The 17,368-nt window shown below is 40.5% G+C and carries 18 protein-coding genes; 8 read left to right on the forward strand and 10 right to left on the reverse strand.

The genetic code is table 11. The annotated features are described in order from the left end of the window. The first annotated feature begins 31 nt into the window (after positions 1 to 31). Entirely contained in the window at positions 32 to 427 is a 396-nt protein-coding gene (locus ACKWCF_RS05835; RefSeq protein ID WP_409479765.1) for an arsenate reductase ArsC, read from the forward strand. A 10-nt stretch (positions 428 to 437) separates the two neighbouring features. On the opposite strand, the gene ACKWCF_RS05840 is transcribed toward ACKWCF_RS05835, so the two are convergent. Continuing rightward, positions 438 to 2,075 (reverse strand): response regulator, encoded by a 1,638-nt coding sequence (locus tag ACKWCF_RS05840; protein WP_409479766.1) that lies wholly within the window; start codon positions 2,073 to 2,075, stop codon positions 438 to 440. A 214-nt stretch (positions 2,076 to 2,289) separates the two neighbouring features. Between ACKWCF_RS05840 and ACKWCF_RS05845 the strand changes: the two genes are divergently transcribed. The 4 genes from ACKWCF_RS05845 to ACKWCF_RS05860 all read left to right on the forward strand — a co-directional run bounded on the left by ACKWCF_RS05845 (position 2,290) and on the right by ACKWCF_RS05860 (position 6,428). Then, positions 2,290 to 2,880 (forward strand): hypothetical protein, encoded by a 591-nt coding sequence (locus tag ACKWCF_RS05845; RefSeq protein ID WP_409479767.1) that lies wholly within the window; start codon positions 2,290 to 2,292, stop codon positions 2,878 to 2,880. 66 nt (positions 2,881 to 2,946) lie between these two features. Beyond that, positions 2,947 to 3,798 (forward strand): hypothetical protein, encoded by an 852-nt coding sequence (locus ACKWCF_RS05850; RefSeq protein WP_409479768.1) that lies wholly within the window; start codon positions 2,947 to 2,949, stop codon positions 3,796 to 3,798. Positions 3,799 to 3,893: 95 nt separating this feature from the next. Next, on the forward strand, positions 3,894 to 4,658 hold the full coding sequence (locus tag ACKWCF_RS05855) for a S1 family peptidase (RefSeq protein ID WP_409479769.1): 765 nt from the start codon (positions 3,894 to 3,896) through the stop codon (positions 4,656 to 4,658). Between the two features lie 75 nt (positions 4,659 to 4,733). After that, on the forward strand, positions 4,734 to 6,428 hold the full coding sequence (locus tag ACKWCF_RS05860) for a DEAD/DEAH box helicase (RefSeq protein WP_409479770.1): 1,695 nt from the start codon (positions 4,734 to 4,736) through the stop codon (positions 6,426 to 6,428). On the opposite strand, the gene ACKWCF_RS05865 is transcribed toward ACKWCF_RS05860, so the two are convergent. Together ACKWCF_RS05865 and ACKWCF_RS05870 are read right to left on the reverse strand one after the other, a co-directional pair. After that, the gene (locus tag ACKWCF_RS05865) at positions 6,425 to 6,940 is read right to left on the reverse strand and encodes a hypothetical protein (protein ID WP_409479771.1); all 516 of its coding nucleotides are present in this window, start codon (positions 6,938 to 6,940) and stop codon (positions 6,425 to 6,427) included. The genes ACKWCF_RS05860 and ACKWCF_RS05865 overlap by 4 nt on opposite strands. A 19-nt stretch (positions 6,941 to 6,959) precedes the next feature. Next, a complete protein-coding gene (locus ACKWCF_RS05870) occupies positions 6,960 to 7,856 on the reverse strand; it encodes a JmjC domain-containing protein (RefSeq protein ID WP_409479772.1) in 897 nt (298 codons plus the stop codon). A 152-nt stretch (positions 7,857 to 8,008) separates the two neighbouring features. On the opposite strand from ACKWCF_RS05870, the gene ACKWCF_RS05875 reads away from it, so the two are divergent. Further along, positions 8,009 to 9,310, forward strand: a complete 1,302-nt coding sequence (locus ACKWCF_RS05875) for a DEAD/DEAH box helicase (protein WP_409479773.1) — start codon at positions 8,009 to 8,011, stop codon at positions 9,308 to 9,310. A 12-nt stretch (positions 9,311 to 9,322) separates the two neighbouring features. Here ACKWCF_RS05875 and ACKWCF_RS05880 read toward each other — a convergent pair whose 3' ends face one another. From ACKWCF_RS05880 to ACKWCF_RS05890, 3 genes are read right to left on the reverse strand one after another with little or no spacing between them, the layout of a single operon-like run. Continuing rightward, positions 9,323 to 9,760: a GFA family protein gene (locus ACKWCF_RS05880; protein WP_409479774.1), complete on the reverse strand. Its 438-nt coding sequence runs from the start codon at positions 9,758 to 9,760 to the stop codon at positions 9,323 to 9,325. Continuing rightward, complete coding sequence (locus ACKWCF_RS05885) at positions 9,757 to 10,584, reverse strand: hypothetical protein (protein WP_409479775.1); 828 nt, start codon at positions 10,582 to 10,584, stop codon at positions 9,757 to 9,759. Before ACKWCF_RS05885 ends, ACKWCF_RS05880 begins: the two co-directional genes overlap by 4 nt. Next, positions 10,574 to 11,884 (reverse strand): cytochrome P450, encoded by a 1,311-nt coding sequence (locus ACKWCF_RS05890; protein ID WP_409479776.1) that lies wholly within the window; start codon positions 11,882 to 11,884, stop codon positions 10,574 to 10,576. Before ACKWCF_RS05890 ends, ACKWCF_RS05885 begins: the two co-directional genes overlap by 11 nt. Positions 11,885 to 11,961: 77 nt before the next feature. On the opposite strand from ACKWCF_RS05890, the gene ACKWCF_RS05895 reads away from it, so the two are divergent. After that, positions 11,962 to 12,828: a LysR family transcriptional regulator gene (locus ACKWCF_RS05895; RefSeq protein ID WP_409479777.1), complete on the forward strand. Its 867-nt coding sequence runs from the start codon at positions 11,962 to 11,964 to the stop codon at positions 12,826 to 12,828. A gap of 8 nt (positions 12,829 to 12,836) precedes the next feature. Here the strand turns inward: ACKWCF_RS05895 and ACKWCF_RS05900 are convergent, their stop codons facing one another. Genes ACKWCF_RS05900 through ACKWCF_RS05915 form a run of 4 tightly spaced genes read right to left on the reverse strand, consistent with a single transcriptional unit; the run spans position 12,837 to position 16,232 of the window. Continuing rightward, positions 12,837 to 13,115 (reverse strand): BON domain-containing protein, encoded by a 279-nt coding sequence (locus ACKWCF_RS05900; protein ID WP_409479778.1) that lies wholly within the window; start codon positions 13,113 to 13,115, stop codon positions 12,837 to 12,839. Beyond that, positions 13,112 to 15,547: an NAD-dependent epimerase/dehydratase family protein gene (locus ACKWCF_RS05905; protein ID WP_409479779.1), complete on the reverse strand. Its 2,436-nt coding sequence runs from the start codon at positions 15,545 to 15,547 to the stop codon at positions 13,112 to 13,114. The genes ACKWCF_RS05900 and ACKWCF_RS05905 overlap by 4 nt, the downstream gene beginning before the upstream one ends. A gap of 9 nt (positions 15,548 to 15,556) precedes the next feature. After that, positions 15,557 to 16,057 carry a BON domain-containing protein gene (locus tag ACKWCF_RS05910; protein ID WP_409479780.1) on the reverse strand — a complete coding sequence of 167 codons (501 nt, stop codon included), beginning with the start codon at positions 16,055 to 16,057 and terminating at the stop codon, positions 15,557 to 15,559. Further along, positions 16,044 to 16,232, reverse strand: coding sequence for a hypothetical protein (locus ACKWCF_RS05915; protein WP_409479781.1), 189 nt, complete (start codon positions 16,230 to 16,232; stop codon positions 16,044 to 16,046). The genes ACKWCF_RS05910 and ACKWCF_RS05915 overlap by 14 nt, the downstream gene beginning before the upstream one ends. Positions 16,233 to 16,345: 113 nt before the next feature. Here ACKWCF_RS05915 and ACKWCF_RS05920 point away from each other — a divergent pair, with 113 nt between their 5' ends. After that, positions 16,346 to 17,368: an NAD(P)H-dependent flavin oxidoreductase gene (locus tag ACKWCF_RS05920; protein ID WP_409479782.1), complete on the forward strand. Its 1,023-nt coding sequence runs from the start codon at positions 16,346 to 16,348 to the stop codon at positions 17,366 to 17,368.

Raw genomic sequence — 17,368 nt, forward strand, 5'->3', positions numbered from 1 at the left:
GGTTTTCGAATTTTATTTCAAAGGATTATGTATGAAAACAGTCATCTTCGCCTGTGTTCATAGTGCCGGTCGCTCACAAATGGCGGCGGCCTTTTTCAATAAATATAAAAAGAGACAAGACTTAAGAGGTATTTCGGCAGGAACTGAACCCGCAGCCCGGGTTCATCCTGAAGTCATGACTGTCATGAGTGAAGTTGGAATAGATTTATCACAGGCAAAGCCAACGTTATTAACCGAAGATCTCACTAAAGGCGCAGCCTTGTTGGTCACGATGGGGTGCGGAGAAAAATGTCCTTACGTTCCAGGGCTTCAAATAATTGATTGGTCACTTAAAGATCCCAAAGGCCAAGGTCTTGAACAAGTAAGGTTAATACGAGATGAGATTGAGCAATTAGTTTTAAAATTGATTAAGGCGAACGATTTTTAATAAGAACTAATCAATGATGTCGCACATGCGACTGAATCGTTTGCAGCAAAGTTTTCGAATTAATCGGCTTAGTCACATGGTCGGCAAAACCTGCTGCTAAAGTGCGGTTTTTTTCTTCTTTCATGGCATGAGCGGTAAGCGCGATGACCGGTTCTTGGAAGCCGCGCTTACGAAGTTCAGCCAATGTGCTATAGCCATCAATGCCCGGCATTTGAATGTCCATTAACACGATATCGTAATGCTGTTTAAAAGCCTGGTCGATCGCTTGTTCGCCACTTTCAGCTTCGGTGACATCTAGGCCTGAGCTGTTTAAAATCATTTTAATTAATTCACGGTTATCTTGTGAATCATCGACCGCTAACACTTTTAAACCTCTCAACGAATTTTGCACTTCCGCTGTCAAACTTGCTGAAGGAGTTGTCGTTATTATTTCTGCGGTTTCTTCGGCGTGAAGTGAAAATTCAAAAACGCAGCCGTGCCCTGGTTTGCAGTTAAGAATTTTTACGTCACCATCTAAAGCATGTGCTAAGTTTTTTGAAAGGGCTAAGCCTAAGCCAGTGCCCCCATAACGGCGGGTAGACGTAATATCAGCCTGCGTGAAGGGTTTAAATAAACGATCAGCTTGTTCTTGTGTCATGCCGATGCCTGAATCTTCAATGGTGAAAGTTATTTTTTTATGGGTCTTTGTCGCTTGATCTGCGCGACAAGAAATTTTCACCGAACCTTTAGAAGTAAATTTAACAGCGTTACCGATAAGGTTAACTAAAACTTGGCGGGTGCGGGTAGCGTCAGTGAGAACGACGAGGTCATCAATACCTGAGGCTTCATAAACGAGCTGAATATGTTTTCTGGCAGCGTGATCAAAAAACATAGCCAGTACCTCTTGAAGCAAGCTGTTAAGTTTCACAGGAGTTAATTCGATTTCAAGTTTACCGGCTTCGATCTTAGATAAATCTAAGATGTCATCAATAATACGGATAAGCGATTTTCCATTACGAATAACAGTATCGAGATATTTTTTTCTCTCTGAAACAGCAAGATCTTGGGTTCGCATAATTTCTGCAAAACCTAGAATTGCTCCAATCGGCGTACGAATTTCATGCGACATGTTCGCTAAGAAAGATGACTTGGCCTGATTAGCAATTTCGGCTTCGTTTTTTGCCGACTGAAGGGCGAGCATTGCTTGCGTAAGGTTTTCTTCAGTGACACGGGTTCTAACAACTGACTTTGTTGTGTCGAGTATCGTGCAAAGCATTCCTGAAATTTTTCCTTCAGAATTGAAGAGTGGCGAATTACCGTAAGTGAAATAATTGCTTTGGATTTCTCCGTCGACTTCTAAGTAAAATAGCACGTCCGATTCAAGAACGGTTCTTCCGGCTTCAATTTCTAGAACGATAGCATGCACTTGTTCCCAAACTTCAGGCCAAACTGTATCTAGCGTGCAACCTAAAGCTTTTGGGTGGCGATGTTTTAAAATCGGAATGTAAGCATCGTTATAGAAAAATCTTCGTCGGGGCCCCCAGCAACAGTACATTCCGATTGGGCAATTGAAGACGATCCGCAAAGAGTTGATTAAGCCACTGTCCCATGTTTCGATGGAGCCCAGTTCTGTTCTGGCCCAATCGAAGTTCAAAGTGGTTTGAACCATTTTGCTGGTTTTAGCCAAGTCTCCGAATGGATTGAACTTATTAGTCTTTGTCACGGCTCTATTTCTACACGCGCTTTAATAAGCGGTCTAGAGATTAGGAGCGTAACTTCTGACATCATTATTACGCAAGTCGCTACTCTGGGAATAATAATTGCTACCTACTGATTTAAAATAAAAACAAGGGGCAAAATTCCCATTTCAGAAAAGATAATTTATGGCAAATTTAAAAAAAGCAGCTGAACAATCTGAATTAGTTAAAACCGTTATTTCGCTAGACTCTAATTTTTCAAGTCTTGAAAGATTAAGCGGGCGTATCGGTGAAATCGAACTCAACACTGAATTCGACTACAGTCAAATCCGTCGGTTAATGTTGGCCTTTGCTGAAAGTGCGACCGCTGTTGCTGATGAAATCGTTCTGCTCGCGCAATTAATTGCCGACGCTAAAAATCGCTCTGAAGAGGCGGCTAAAGTTGTCGCTGTAAAAGCTGAACTTTTGCAGTCTAGAAATAACGATGAGGCTGCTAAAGTGGAAGCTTTTCGTGAGCTGATGGTCAAAGTGAATCAGCTCAACGAAGAAATGAAAGTCTTGCAGTCAGCCGCCAGTGCCGACTTGTCTACAGAAGAAAAAAATAGAATTACTCAAGAGTTAGCTAATTTTGAAATGCGTCTTCATCCTTTGATCGAAGAGGCTCAGGTTATTAAAAAAGACGCCCAAGCTTCACGTTTTAAAGGTTTAGAGCAAAACGCTGATGCCCTAGGGCAAAGCCTTAAAGCGGCCAGCAGCAAATTAACTGTGGTTCTGTAAAGAACTTAGACGAAAACGGCCAAACAAAAATCTCTTAATTTTTGTATTCAGTGCTAAAATTAAGAGATGCTGCAAGAAACATGGAATACGTTTCCTCGACAGATAGTTCAAAAGATCAATGGATTACTTGATCAAGCCCAGCCGAATCGCCTGAAGGCTTTTCATCTTTATAAAATGTGTAAGACTGAAAATCTCTGGGATAAATCATTCTCAGAATTTTCGTTTTTACTTGAAGATTTTTATCATACGCATCCCGCAGAGCGCAGCAAAAGTCAGATGGATCAGTTTTTAAATCGTCCGATGGACTGGCGCAGTTTTGAAACTGTAAATTTAACTTTTCGTACCGCTGAAATTCATTTTAGCGAAATTCGCGATATCGCCAGTTGGGCGCACCACATGCTAAGACTGCATTATGAAAAAACATCACCGGTTTCAACTGTTGAAACATTAAGTAAAACTATTTATGACCTGACTCACCCAGGTATGGGTGAGAAAGAGCAAAACATTGATTTTGAAGATTTTTGTGACGCTTGGAAGAAAGCCGCCGATAAACTTTACGGAAAAAAATTCGAAGCTGAACATCAGCAAATTATTCTAGAGCTACGTAATTTAAATCAAATTTTAGAAAGCCGGGCTTTAGAATTACCTCGTCACATGTTAAACCGAATCTATCTGACACAGACTGAGATCGATTGGGTTGAACGTTCGCTTGAGGCTGTCATGGCGGGCTTAAGTATGCCTAAGTATCCGCTTTCTAAAGGACCTACCAAGCCGCGCCTTATTGACCTATTGAAATGGCTTACCCTATGGGAAATCTCTAAGGATGTAAAAGCTCCAGCGGTTCAGGCTAAGGTTGAAAAGCTTCGTGGCCATATTCAGAACGAATGTGATGATTTGCTGGCAACCTGTCGTAGATAGGGTGGCAAAAATCCTCTATTTTTTTCAAAGATGAATTGCTGCTGGTCTTACCAAAAGCTTTAAGTTATCACTGCTTCATTTAACAGGAGTGAGTGATGGCTTCAAATATCTTATTACGCTATTTATTACCAATTGCTATGTTAGCCTTAGTTGCGTGTGCTCCAGAAAACAACTCAGAAACAGAAAACTTCTTATCAGACTCAGCCAATATCGTAAACGGTAAGCTCGTTGATGCTAAAGACTTATACGCGCGCCACACGGTAGCTATTTTTGCTGAAAACTCAAGCCCTTGCACTGGGGTGATTATTGCTCCACATTTTATTTTATCAGCAGCTCACTGCGAATTAAAAGGGGCTGATATTTACTTCGGCCTTGTGGCCACAAAAAGCACGGCCGTGTTTTACAAAGTTAAAAACGTAACTCCGCACCCAAGCTATTGCCCTACATGTGATATGGGCGGGATGGCTCCTGGTGATTACAAAGACTACGCTATTGTTGAATTTAAAGAAGACCTTCCACCGGGATTTAAACCAGTACCATTTGCAACTTTAAAACAAATCCAAAAAGGCACGACGATTCATCTGGCAGGTTATGGTTTAGATGAAAACTACAAATACGATGGTGTTATGAAAAAGACGCAAGTTCCGGCTGTTGCTGTAGGGCAGTTTGAATTTATGACTGATGAAAAGAAATCAGGCTCTTGCCATGGCGATTCAGGCGGCCCAGCGTATATTATGGTTGAGAGCAAACTCTACTTAGCCGGTATCACAAGCCGTGGTGAAGCTCAGTGCCGCGGATACGGTATTTATGGAATCCCTGCGGTTGAAATGGGTTGGATTAAGTCAGTTATTAGTAAATAACTTTCAAGTTATCTCAATTTAATACATTCTTTCGCTAAGCTGTTAATTCATAAATACCGAAGTATTTATAGAATTATGAAAGCTAATGCCCCAGTTGAAATACATTCCTTGATTAATATGTTAGAAGCCGAAAATAGGGCTGAGTATTCAAGATACCTTTTTGAAACCCAATCGCCTCTTAGTAGTATTTGCGAAAGTGCAGATGCACTTGGGCCATTATTATTAAAAGAACAGCTTGGGTTCGCTCGATGGAAATTAAGTGGTGATGTTTATTATTCGCGCTTTAGGCCTGGTGATCGAGTAGAAATTAGAACTCAAAAAAAAGGGACAGATCTTTCCGTTAAATTATCAAATGAGTGGCGGGTTGAAGGCGTTGCCTATCCTGCGCCAGGTAAGATCGAGGTTGTAATATCAGCAGAAAAACCACTAGATATTAACGGTATCAAGGAGGTTTTTCTTTTTAAAAGTTCGTCTTCGTTATTTAATAATATACTGAAAAAGAAAATTCGTAATATTTCAGGTCCAACTTTGCTAGGAAATGGCAGATATAATCTTTCTATACAAGACTCAAATTATAAAGTGTTATATGAAAAGTTAAATGACACTCAGAAGAGTGCGATTCAGTATTTAATTAGTAATAATTTAAGTGGAGCTATACAAGGTCCTCCTGGAACGGGCAAGACACAATTACTTCGAGCTGTAATTGCCCTAGCTTTAAGCTCTAATATGAAAGTTTGTGTAACGTCATTTACAAATGCGGCTGTTGATAATCTGCTTGGGCGTGTAGTGGACAAAACATTTGAATTTGATTGGGTTCGAGTCGGCGATCCTGATAAAGTTAAAAAAGAATTATACCATAAACACATTGCAAATTTAGACTTCGTAGCATCGAAATTCAGTGATGAGATTAATGAAGCAAACCTTCTAGGATCTACACTTCATAAGATCGCATTTAATAGTCCACCCAAAGTAGATCTGTTAGTTATTGATGAGGCAGGACAAGTTCCGATTTATTTCTGGCCATTTATACAGACTCTCGCAAAACGTGTTATTTTGGTTGGTGATCAGTTTCAATTACCACCAGTGTTATCTGCCGAGCATGCTGAATTACCCTACGACAATGTGTTTTCACTATTAATCAGCAATGAAACTCCTATGTTAGAAACACAGTATCGTATGCGTCGTGAAATTCAGGCCTGGTCATCGGAAAAATTTTATAGAGGAAAGTTGTCGCCAGATATATCGGTAGCTGATCGCGATTTTTTTATGCATAACCAGGCTTTTTATGCTGATAAATTTGTAGTACCAAAAAGATTCTCTTCTAAAGCTCCTCGGAATCACTCATGGGACGAGGCAAATTTTATAGCAGATAAGTTGGAACAGCTGTTGAAGAGTAAATCTCATTTAGGAGATGTTGGAGTTATTTGCCCGTATAGAGCTCAAGCGGGTATTGTAAATGCGACTCTGCAAAGTAGATTTGGGGTAGATGAGGCGTCTAAAGTTCTGGTAGATACAGTTGAAAGATTTCAGGGACAAGAGAAAGAGGCTATCTTTTTATCATTCGGTACTTCGGTGGCTGATCAAAATCAGTTAGATTTTTTATCTGATCCAAAACGATTAAATGTATCAATTACGCGTGCTAAATCCAGATTTTATTGCTTGTTTGACAATAAACTTTGGGAAAATTCTCGAAATCGTCGTTCTGAAGATTTAAATGAGTTTTTGCGCTGGATGGTAGACGGAAAAACTAGCATTAGGCGTGCGGCCTAAAGCGCAATAAAACTATCGACGTGATGAAAATCGGGCTCATGACCTGCATGCTTTAAAGCCATGTAGTGAATCGCGCCTGATTTTTCTTTTAAGACCGCTGTTAAGCTGATCTCAAATTTTTCTTCAGGTTTAAGCCCGTGTAATTCAACTTCTAAAAGATCGCCACTCCATTGAATTTTCTTAAGAGAAATATCCTGACACTGTTTCGGTGGTTGTGGCAGCCTATAGCTTTCAAAGAAGTATTCATTCCACGCAGGTGTTAGAGAAAAATTAAATTCGTAATAAGATTTCTGACCTTTGGGACGAAGAAACATTTCAAAACAAGTGTCATTCCAAAGACCATCCACTCGGGGAGTAGTGCTTGCGTCACTGGTAAAGCTTGTGGGTAAATTTAAAAGATTTTTTGCATCTAAAATTTTATAAACTAGGTTAAGCGTTTCACCGGTACGTGTGGCATCCGCCTCAAGTTTAAAATCCGCAGTCGAGTTGTTAAATGAATTTAAAGCCTTCACCCAAATAGGTTAGTACAAATTATTCAGGTTCGGTAGCGTTTAAAATATCTAAAGCTTCCCAGTGCGGAAGGTCTTCTTTTAGCCCAGCTAGTAAGGTCTCAAGATAAGCTTCAGCTTCGTCACGGCGGTCTGGATCACAGACGCCGTTAGCGGTTTCACGCCATTCAGGTGAAAGGGCTAAGCGGCTTCGTAAAGCGTTTGTGAAGAGGTCAATCCAGGTCGGAGCTGTGAAAGTAAAGTTTAAAGCTAAAGCTTCGCCCTGGGCTTCGGTTGAATGCCAGTAGCCGCGTGGTACGAAAAGCATAGACCCGGGTTTAAGTTCGATAGTTTGGGCTGATTCAGGCATTTCAGTCGGCAGATCGTCTTCTAAGTAGCCATCAAGTTCTGCATCAGGTGCTAAACCCATCGTATGACGGGTTAAAGGATTAATGACATGCTCATTCGGGGCTAACTTCCAGATTTTTGTTCCGTGAATTTGTAAGACAAAATTGATATTTTGGTCGAAGTGGGCAGCTGTGCCTTTACCATCTGGAGTCGCATAAACTAAACAACGTGAATAGGTTTGGGCTGAAATTCCTAAGTCAGCGCGAATTTTTTCTAACCATGTTTGTAATAAAGGTGAAATACGGTGGGCTTCGTTGAAAAGTAATCCCATACCGTTTTGAAATAATTTTTTCGCATCTTTAGGTGTGGTATCGATCGAACTGGCCTCGTCGCGTAAGTCAGGTAAGTGGGCTTGAATGGCATGTGGCCACATGTTTAAAAGGCTATCTAACGACGCTAAAAAATCTAAACTACGTAGCTCTGAAAGAGCTTCTTTCGGGTGGTGAACCACGAAGGGCTCATTGGCTTCGTAAGCAGCTAAAAAGTCTGCTTTTGTGGATGGGTGAATAAGTGCAGCTAAACCTGATTTCATAATAATTCCTAAGTCGCTCCAGATAGCCAGCCAAGGGTGTTTAAGTCAAACGATAGGCAATCTTTATACATAAGGCGGCTCTGACTGCCGTAAAAGTTGCAATTAATTAAATTTCACTACGAAATTCCTATAGTTACGGGTACATTGCGCCCATGAATACATTTCCAGAATTTGGTCTACTTCCATCAATCCTTAAGACGTTAAAAACTTTAAAAATTTACACTCCAACAGAGATTCAAAAAAATGCGATTCCGATGTTGATGTCGGGCCAGTCAGTGGTGGGTGTTTCTGAAACGGGAAGTGGTAAAACCTTAACTTACGCTCTTCCGATCTTACACTTAGTTAAAACTTTAGAAAACGAAGGTAACCCTGCTGATGAGCCAGGTAGACCTCGTGCGATCGTACTTGTGCCTTCACGTGATTTAGGTGAGCAGGTTTCAAAAGTATTTAAAACATTTACCCACGATACACGTGTAAGAGTTCGTCCGGTGTTAGGTGGAACAACTTTTGAACAAAGCCGTAGAAGTATTGCTGCTGATTTTGAAATTTTATTAGCAACGCCGGGTCGTCTTATTCAATTAATGGAACGTGAGTTAATTGATTTTTCTGACGTACGCCTGATCGTGTTCGATGAAGCCGATCAAATGTTAGATGACGGTTTTATCGGTGAATCTAAAATGATCGTAAATGCCTGTGATGAAGACGTGCAATTAGCTTTATTTTCAGCGACCGTATCACAATCGGTTCAGGATTTAATGAATGCTTTATTTAAAAAAGCTGAAGTGATTCGCTCAAGTGGAGCCGGTAAAGTTGTAAAAACACTTGTGACTAAAAACGAAACAGTGATCGACGGTCTTCGTTGGCCGATCTTTGAAAAACTGTTAAAACAAAAACCAACGGGCGGAACGATCGTTTTTACGAACACCCGTGAGCAGTGTGATAAACTAGCTAACGAAATTAAAAAGCATGGTTATGACTGTGTCGTTTACCGTGGTGAAATGGATAAAGGCGAGCGTCGCGGTAATCTGCAAAGCTTTCGCAAAGGCGAAGTGAATATTCTTATTTCAACAGACCTTGCAGCCCGCGGTTTAGATTTAGATTATGTAGGCCGCGTTATTAATTACCACTTACCACAAGAGATGGCGAATTACTTACACCGCGTAGGTCGTACAGCCCGTGCGGGTAAGTCAGGTTTAGTTGTAAATCTAGTGACTGAACGTGATTTAGAATTAATCGCAAGACTTGAAGGTAAAGGCCAATCAGCCAAAGAATTAAAATCTCGTTTTAAAGATAAAGACGGCAAACGTTTACATGTAGCTGAAGAGTTACGTAAACCAAAGCGTGTGAAATTTAAAAAGAAAGACGATAAAGCTGAAGCTTCTGCAAAACCAAAAGCTCCGTTTAAGAAATCTTCTCGTCCTAAATTTAAACCGAAACCTTATAATCCGAAATAACTTTTACTGACCTTATGTAGTTTGGCCTAAGACCAATTCAAGCGGGGCCGCTTGAAGAAACGTCGGCACATCGTTAGGGAGCGGACATGTCGGTGCTGCGCTTTTGGTCCAGACTAAATATTGAGGCACAAAATTTTTAAAGTCTTCAAGTGTTACCGCTTTTACCGTAAGAATATCTGGAACATCTGAAATCTGTGAAAATATATGGCTACCACAGGCTTTGCAAAAATGTCTCGTGACCGATGACCCGCGATCAGACTGTGTTGTGCAAGAAGAGAGATTTTCAGTCGCACATTCAAACTGACTCTTAAGTAAAACCAGCAACGGGCTACCGTAAGCTCCGCCACTTTTTTGGCATTGCTGGCAGTAGCAGATACCCTGAGACAAAGGTTCGGATAAAATCTTGTACTGAACTTTCTGACAAAGACATCCACCAGATGATTGATTCATATAATACCTTCCATTTTTTCATGAAGCTTTTGAACTTTGATTAAACCTTCAAGATAGCTTTTCACCGAAAACGTTGTGATTTGCGTTTCAAAGCTTTGGATTTTTTTATGAAGCACGCAAATTTCTTGGCGAAGTTTATGAACAGCTAAAGCTATTTCTTCTTCACTTTTAAGTGCAGCCAGTTCGCCGGTAATATCGCCATCTAAAGCTTCACGTTGGCGTGTGACAAGCACGTTAAAAATACGTCCCATCCGTTGGCCTAAAAATAAAACTTCGCGGATTGCACCGAATTCTGAATGCTGAATTTTTTCACTCGCCATTAAATCCATCATGCCCGCGATAATCATTCCCATATTGTGGTGGGTGTAATGCCGGTTTTCTGTTTGGTTGTTGATAAACGGATTTGCCGTTACCAATGAACTATATTGGTTGGTTGAATAAAATTGTTTCAAATCGAAATTTAAAATTTCGATCAGTTGGTTGTAATGGGGTTGGCAGGACAAAATCTTATGCATGTTTTCAAATAATGACTTTGCAAAATCGATGACATGATTTTCACTAGCTAAGCTATGTGTTTTAAAGTCGAGTTGATAAAGCGACTCTAATAGAAAAGGATTACTCTGTGACGGGCGATCTGCAAAATCGTCATACAAAGTGATCAAAGTGCCTAAGCAGATTTTAGTCTGTAAAAGATCAGAGAATTTTTCTTCTGAAACCGAACTTAAAGTGATAGCTGTGTATCCTTTAACTAAAAACTCATTAAAAAGTTCTGGTTTGCGGTAGGGCGCAAGTTCAGACATATTTTGTTCAATGCTAGCTAACATAACGATCTCGTCTTTTAAAAATGACAGGTAAAGGTTCATTAGTGTGAGCTGTTATGAGCGCTTCGATCGTAGGAGGGCGATTGTAAACGGTTTGCATTTCGTAACGTTCACATAACTTTTGTAAAACCAGAGTAGCTTCAAGTTTTGCCAGAGCAGCACCGATGCAAATTCTTGGTCCGCCGCCAAACGGAATAAAAGAAAATTGATGTTTCAAATCTTCTAAGAAACGGTCAGCTTTAAATTCATTGGGGTTTTCAAAGTAATCAGGATGGCGTTGTAAATGCCTTACGCTTAAAAAGACCTGTGAACCTTTAGGAATTTTAACTCCACCTAAGATGTCATCTTGGTTTGTTTCACGAGGTAAAAAATAGGCCGACGGGTAAAGTCTAAGGGCTTCTTTATAAGTTGATTGAACAAAGGTTGATTTTCGTAAGCTATCGTAATTTTGCTGAAGTTTTTTTTCAGCTTCAAGAGCAATACTTTGTTGGGCCGAGGCACTAGCGGCTACAAGATAGGTCGCAAAAATTAAAGAAGAAGCTGTTGTGTCGTAGCCAGCAAACATAAAAGCTTTTAACTGGTCCCGAATAAAAGGCTTTTCTTCATTTCTTAAAGTCATGGCTTTTAATAAAGAAGGTTCCTCATCTTTTAAGACTTCTTCAGCAATGCGGTCTAATTCAGTATGAATGGTATTTAAAGACTTTTGTTTGGACGAAAAAAAAGGGCATTCGGCAATACTTCTTAAACTTTCTCCGGCCTTACGATTGAGATCAACAAAGGCTGAATTTAATTTTTCAGATTCAGAAATTAAATCGTGATTTAAGACAAAGACACCGGCCGTACGCAGAACGATCTTTGTTAAGTGCGGCACTAAATCGACAGCTTCGTTATTTTCAATGGCTTTATCGATAATCGGAAAAATCTCTTCAACGAATTTATCGACTTTTTGGATTAAGCGATCCATACCATCGGTACTCATTAATTTGGCGCTAGTATTGCGTACACGAGCGGCATCTTCTCCGACAAGTTGAATAAGACCCTGGGGACCAGACAAGGCTTTAATTTTATTTAAGACGAGTGAGCTTTTATTATATTTGTGTTTTTGATCTTGTAAAATATGTTGGGCGTGGTCAGGGTGATAACAAAAAAAGAAGCGGCGAAACCCTAAATTTAATTCTACCGGAATCGCAGCATTTTCAGGCTTGTGTTTATCAAAAAACGCAAAAGGATCTTTTTGAAATTCAAGAAGGCGCCCGATCGGGTTATTTTTAAATAATGCTGTAACTGGACAACCTGTGCTCATAAAGAATACCTCATTAAGAAGTGTTATCTAAAATTATAGTTGAAAAATAGTTCATTAAAGTTATATACAATTAACTTATGGATATAGATCGAGTACGCTATTTTAATACATTTGCAGAAACAGGCTCTTTAGTTAGGGCGTCTGAGATCCTTCACATCTCTCAACCGGCTCTTTCTAAGGCTTTAAAAACGCTGGAAAGTGAAGTGGGTCTTCGTTTGCTTGAATCAGACGGGCGAGGGTTAAAACTAACTGACGCCGGTAAGCGCTTTCGCGATGAAACCCGTCCTCTTTTGACGGAGTGGATAAATGTTTCAAAAAAGATTCGTGATTTAGAAGTTTGGAAACCAAGCCGGATTGCTTCATTTGAAGTTTTCACAACGTATTTCTTAGGGCATTTGCTAAAGTTTGTTGATCTGGAGAATTTAGAGATTCACGAGCTAGTGCCAGGCCGTATGGAGCAAGCTGTAGCTGATGGTAAGGTCGATCTTGCGATTACCTATAATCCAGTTCCTAAAGCGGGAGTTGATTTTATTGAAGTGGCGAAGATTAAAATGAGTGTGTTTGGCCTTGAATCTTTCAGATCAAAAAAATTTACTGATTTGCCATTTGTGATTCCGCTTATGCCGACTGAGGGGGCACCTTCAAAAGTTATTGGTTTAGATGGTTGGCCTGATCATCTTTTCGAAAGAAAAGTAAAGTATCGTGTGACCATGATGGAATCAGCTATGGAGTTCTGCCGTGAAGGTCAAGCTGTCGCGTACTTACCTGAATTTGTGGTGCAGCTTCATAACAAACGCGTGCTTCCTGAATTTCGGTTAAGAGAACTCAAACATCCGCTGCCAGACAAAGACTGTAAACAAAATATTTATCTAGTTCGCCGCCATGGCAATTCTGAGACATCTATTGAAAGACAGATTGCCAAAAGTTTGCGGGCTTTAACTTGATTTTTTACCTAATGCGGTTGCTGGTGACGGTGGCGCGACATTTTTTTACGTGGCCTTTTGTGAACAGTAAGTTCGTTTTTGACGCCGTGAACTCCGACCACGTAATCTAGAGTTTCATCGGCGACTTTTTTGGCAGCTTGTTCATCGACTTCACCTTGTAATGTAACGACACCATCTTTCACTGAAACTTTTATTTCAGAGCAATCTGCATGAGGTGTTTCGGCTAAGATAGCACAGACATCTTCTTTTATTTTTTTATCCGACTGGTGGTAAGATTTATTTTTCATGAGTGAACTTCCTTTCGCTTTGAAAATAGAGAGGCTAGCGACCACTGCGCGATTTTGTCATAACTACTGAAGTGTCTATTAAATTGTCCCTTAGAAAGACTGAATAGAATAATAGCTAACGAAGTTAAAATAAAACCGGATTTTAATGAAAGCGGTAAGTTTGCAGAAAAGCTTAAGCTAATAATTAAAATGATTGCAGTGATAATGTTTAGTATTCTGACTGTGCGGCCAATTTCTGAAAGCGCAATAATTGAAAAAGTCACGAATAGGGCTGAACAAATATGAACTATGTCGGCCACTGATTTTTCAAGATTGAGTTGCGTTGGTGCGGCCATTAAGCCAAAGCTTAATATCGTACATGCAACAAGCCCCCATGGAATAAGCGGTTTTAGTCTTTGCGGTTTGAGCGAGAAATCTGTAACTTCGACAAGTTCTTCTTGGGTAATGGGTACGCCACGTAAAAAAGTGCGCCAAAACGGTCTTCCCTGTTTGTGGCTTTGTCTTAGAAATTGTACGGTAGCTACGACTTCGTCTAAAGCTGGCGCAACCATAACAAGCATGATAAAAGCTGTAAGTAAGCAAAGAAAGCACCAAGCGCCTACGCCAACCGGCTGTAAAATAACAAGAACGATACTGGTCACACCGGGGGGAATAATCATTAGACCAAATAAAATTACAATCCACGGCATTGTTCGCCAGCGGCGTTGGTCGCCGATAATTCCAGAAGCGGCATCCAGAAGGTAAGAAAAAGCACCAAGGCCTGCGTCAGATACGGGAAAACTTTTTGAAATATCCGATTTTAAGATTGTCGCTGTTTGTTGGCCAAAAAGAGGATCCCAAACAGTATTGATATGACCTAATTGAAACGCAGCCATATAGCGCGCGATAAAGAATCCTAAGAAAGCTAAAGTGATAATCGGAAATCTTTGTCGCCACGCGGAAGGGTTGTAATCCCAGTTTTCAGGAATATTCAAAGGCTCTGGAGTGGTGAAGTAGTATTTCGCTGGTTGATAAGAACTGCAAATAATAATTAAGAATCCGATAAGGTTGGCCACTGAATATGAAGCGCTTGCCGGCGTCCAAAAAGCCAGTGGCGCAAACAAAATCCAGACACCGATGAGTGCGTTTAACCAACGTGGCCACTGCCAAAGTGTCCATTGTGATAAGACGGCAAATAACATCACCAAAAGGCCTGAAACGATTTCGCTGGCGAATGAAGCTCTGTTTGTTAGGTGAGTGGCGCTATCAAACGCTAACCATAAGCCCCACAAAAAAGTCATCCAATTGCACGTTGCCAGTTGACGGTTGTAAATAACTGACGGTACGTCAAACCCCGCATCATCACCGGGCATTCGCCCTAAAGTTCGCGCAAAAGCATTGGCGGCTTCAAGTTTATTTTCTTTGTACCATTGAAGTGGATCTGCTTTTAAAGCTTCAATCATAATGGGTAAAGTTTTTTGTAGTTGATGTTTAGGTTGCCAGTTTAAAAGTTCCTGTGCATGAGAAATATCCAGATCATAATGATCATCGGCAAAGTCGATCATCCAGTGTCTGACAAAAGGCTTTCTTGCAAACGGCGTATGATGCTGCAACCATGCTCCACTTTTGGCAAACCATGAAGGCACTTTAAGAGTGTCCCAGTCTTTGCCGTATATTAATTGCCCGATTTTATCTTGTAACTGATGGTAAGATAGAACTTCGGGTTCCCCGAGCAGAATGTCTGTCTGGTTTGGAAGCTCTTTTCTTTTTTGAATCACCTGGTAAGTTGCATCGACTAAGTCATTAAGATGAATAAACGCCTGACCTTTTGCTGAATCACCCGGAAAAAAATGGCTGGATAAATGTTTTTCATAGATGCGCATAATTTGATTAGAAATAGGAACCGAATGACATCGGTCATTGTAAACCCCTGCAATACGTAAATTTACAAGAGGAATATCGGCATGTGATTCTTTTAATATATTTTCAGCAGCCACTTTTGATGCAGGATAAGCCCACGAAGGCTCTAACGGTGTTGCCTCAGTGATTTTTTCTCCTTTTTGCGCTGGTTTGTGAACGAGCATGGTGCTTGAAAAAATAAATTGTTCAACGTCATAAGCTTTGAGAACTGTCAGTAAATTTTCAGTTCCTTGAATCGTGATTTTTTGATACTGCGGGCTCTCTTCTTCAGAAAAACTATAATAAGCCGCTAAATGAACAACCGAGGCGATGCGGTTTCCGTGTTTGTTTTTTACCAGATCCAACGCCTGTGAAATACTTTGGATTGATGAGATATCAACTTCATAATTTTCGCTATGATCTGATGTTTCTGAAATTTTTTGGTCAAAGCCTATAACGTCATATTGCGAATGCAGGCGGACAGCGATAGCCTTGCCGATAAAGCCGCTGCTGCCTGTAATAATGATAATGGGTTTTGTGTTCAATTGATTCATCTGACTTATCTACCTTAAATACTCTGGACCAGCCCCTTGCAGTGCTGAAATACCTTGGGCATTTTTATAAATATCCAAATGATTCACAACCTGCTGAACTCCGGGAATAGCTTTCACGCACTTAATAAGTTTATCGACTTCTTCAGCTAAGATGGGTCCAGATAAAGTTACGATCCCATAGGTTACAGAAGTTTGGACCGCTTTAGCATGGCGCACTTGGCGGCCGAACGTTGAGCGAACTCGTTGATTTAAAGTTTCATCGCTTTGATCTTTGTAATGAAGTTTGGATTGAACCTTTGCTGCTGAACCAAATATTTTACTTTTTAAGTTTTTTAAAAAGATTTTTGAATCATGTTTAAAGTGATTCACTTTTGAAAAGAACTTGTCGTGTAAAACAATTCTTCTGCGGTGCCCTCGCACAGGATCAAAAAAATAAGTGGCTGCGGCCCCAAGGGCTGCGCCGCCGATGGCCCAGTACATGATTTTAGGTGAAATTTTAGTGGACTGCATGGCTACTTCCTTTTCTTTTTTTCTTACCTGCGCCACCAGTTTCTTTATTCACGGTGGCCCAGCCGATTTGTGCAGCTCGTTTAGTCGAATAGCCCTGTTTTTTTGCGCTCTCTTCAATGTGATGGGCTTGGCGCTTTTGTTTACTTGTGTATTTTTCTTTAGAACCTCGTGCCATAAAAAGCCTCCTCTCAATGTTAAAGAGACAGTGCAAAAATCTGTCCGGGGCTGAATGGAACTCATTGTAAAATGGTTTAATCAGGAGGAAGATGATAGGCGATGAATGAATTTATGAATCGTTTAAGGCTGAAATATCCGTTAGTTGTGGCTCCTATGGCAGGTGGCCCTACGACGGTGGATTTAGTTGTAGCTTCATCAAACGCGGGGGCTCTTGGATCAATCGGTGCAGCCTATTTGACGGCACCATTAATTGAAGACTTCACAAATAATGTCAGAGCAAAAACAAGTGGGCCTGTGGCAATTAATTTATTTTTGTCGCACGGTATTCTTCCGGTAGCTGCTGATAAAATTGCAAAGGCTATAAAAGCAACAGAAGTTTATCGAAAAGAATTAAATTTACCGACTCCGGATTTGCAGCCGCCGTACGAAGAAAATTTCGATGAACAATTTGAATCAGTTTTAAAAGTTAAACCCGAAGTCTTAAGTTTTGTTTTTGGTTTGTTGGCTGCTGATTACATAAGAGCTGCAAAAAAAGAAAATATTTATTTAATCGGCACAGCGACAACTTTAGACGAAGCTTTAGCTCTAAAAGAATCTGGTGTTGATGCTATTACTTTACAGGGTGTTGAAGGTGGTGGGCATCGTGGTATCTTCGATTCTAAAGTCGATGATCCGCAGGTCGGTGCTTTAGATTTGTTAGAACAGTGTCATGCTAAAATTCGTATTCCACTGATCGCTGCTGGCGGAATTATGAAGGCACAAGATATTAAAAAGGCTTTGCAAAAAGGAGCTGAAGCTGTGCAGATGGGAACAGCTTTTTTAACTTGTAAAGAGTCTGGCGTATCTGCTCCGTATAGAAAAGCTTTGTTAGCTTCAGAAAACCGTAAAACGCAATTAACCAGAGCTTTTTCTGGAAGGCTTGCGCGCGGTATAGAAAATCGTTTTATGCTTGAGATGAGTGATAAGTCTGATGCTATTCTACCATTTCCGGCGCAGAATAAATTTACCCGCGATATGCGTAACGCCTCTGTCAAAGCGGGCTCGGCGGAGTTTCTATCATTATGGTCGGGCAGTGGTCGCGGCACTCTGTGGACAGGCACAGTAGCAGAATTAATTGAAAGGTTATTTGTCTAA

The organism is Pseudobdellovibrio sp. HCB154, from assembly GCF_046267985.1.
Lineage (GTDB): Bacteria > Bdellovibrionota > Bdellovibrionia > Bdellovibrionales > Bdellovibrionaceae > Pseudobdellovibrio.

What these genes read in the sequence shown, in the direction of transcription:
- ACKWCF_RS05895 (WP_409479777.1), top strand. Translation starts at nt 11,962, where the DNA reads ATGGATATAGATCGAGTACGCTATTTTAATACATTTGCAGAAACAGGC.
- ACKWCF_RS05835 (WP_409479765.1), top strand. Translation starts at nt 32, where the DNA reads ATGAAAACAGTCATCTTCGCCTGTGTTCATAGTGCCGGTCGCTCACAA.
- ACKWCF_RS05855 (WP_409479769.1), top strand. Translation starts at nt 3,894, where the DNA reads ATGGCTTCAAATATCTTATTACGCTATTTATTACCAATTGCTATGTTA.
- ACKWCF_RS05915 (WP_409479781.1), bottom strand. Translation starts at nt 16,232, where the DNA reads ATGGCACGAGGTTCTAAAGAAAAATACACAAGTAAACAAAAGCGCCAA.
- ACKWCF_RS05875 (WP_409479773.1), top strand. Translation starts at nt 8,009, where the DNA reads ATGAATACATTTCCAGAATTTGGTCTACTTCCATCAATCCTTAAGACG.
- ACKWCF_RS05845 (WP_409479767.1), top strand. Translation starts at nt 2,290, where the DNA reads ATGGCAAATTTAAAAAAAGCAGCTGAACAATCTGAATTAGTTAAAACC.
- ACKWCF_RS05850 (WP_409479768.1), top strand. Translation starts at nt 2,947, where the DNA reads ATGCTGCAAGAAACATGGAATACGTTTCCTCGACAGATAGTTCAAAAG.
- ACKWCF_RS05880 (WP_409479774.1), bottom strand. Translation starts at nt 9,760, where the DNA reads ATGAATCAATCATCTGGTGGATGTCTTTGTCAGAAAGTTCAGTACAAG.
- ACKWCF_RS05905 (WP_409479779.1), bottom strand. Translation starts at nt 15,547, where the DNA reads ATGAATCAATTGAACACAAAACCCATTATCATTATTACAGGCAGCAGC.
- ACKWCF_RS05840 (WP_409479766.1), bottom strand. Translation starts at nt 2,075, where the DNA reads ATGGTTCAAACCACTTTGAACTTCGATTGGGCCAGAACAGAACTGGGC.
- ACKWCF_RS05890 (WP_409479776.1), bottom strand. Translation starts at nt 11,884, where the DNA reads ATGAGCACAGGTTGTCCAGTTACAGCATTATTTAAAAATAACCCGATC.
- ACKWCF_RS05870 (WP_409479772.1), bottom strand. Translation starts at nt 7,856, where the DNA reads ATGAAATCAGGTTTAGCTGCACTTATTCACCCATCCACAAAAGCAGAC.
- ACKWCF_RS05910 (WP_409479780.1), bottom strand. Translation starts at nt 16,057, where the DNA reads ATGCAGTCCACTAAAATTTCACCTAAAATCATGTACTGGGCCATCGGC.
- ACKWCF_RS05860 (WP_409479770.1), top strand. Translation starts at nt 4,734, where the DNA reads ATGAAAGCTAATGCCCCAGTTGAAATACATTCCTTGATTAATATGTTA.
- ACKWCF_RS05885 (WP_409479775.1), bottom strand. Translation starts at nt 10,584, where the DNA reads ATGTTAGCTAGCATTGAACAAAATATGTCTGAACTTGCGCCCTACCGC.
- ACKWCF_RS05900 (WP_409479778.1), bottom strand. Translation starts at nt 13,115, where the DNA reads ATGAAAAATAAATCTTACCACCAGTCGGATAAAAAAATAAAAGAAGAT.
- ACKWCF_RS05920 (WP_409479782.1), top strand. Translation starts at nt 16,346, where the DNA reads ATGAATCGTTTAAGGCTGAAATATCCGTTAGTTGTGGCTCCTATGGCA.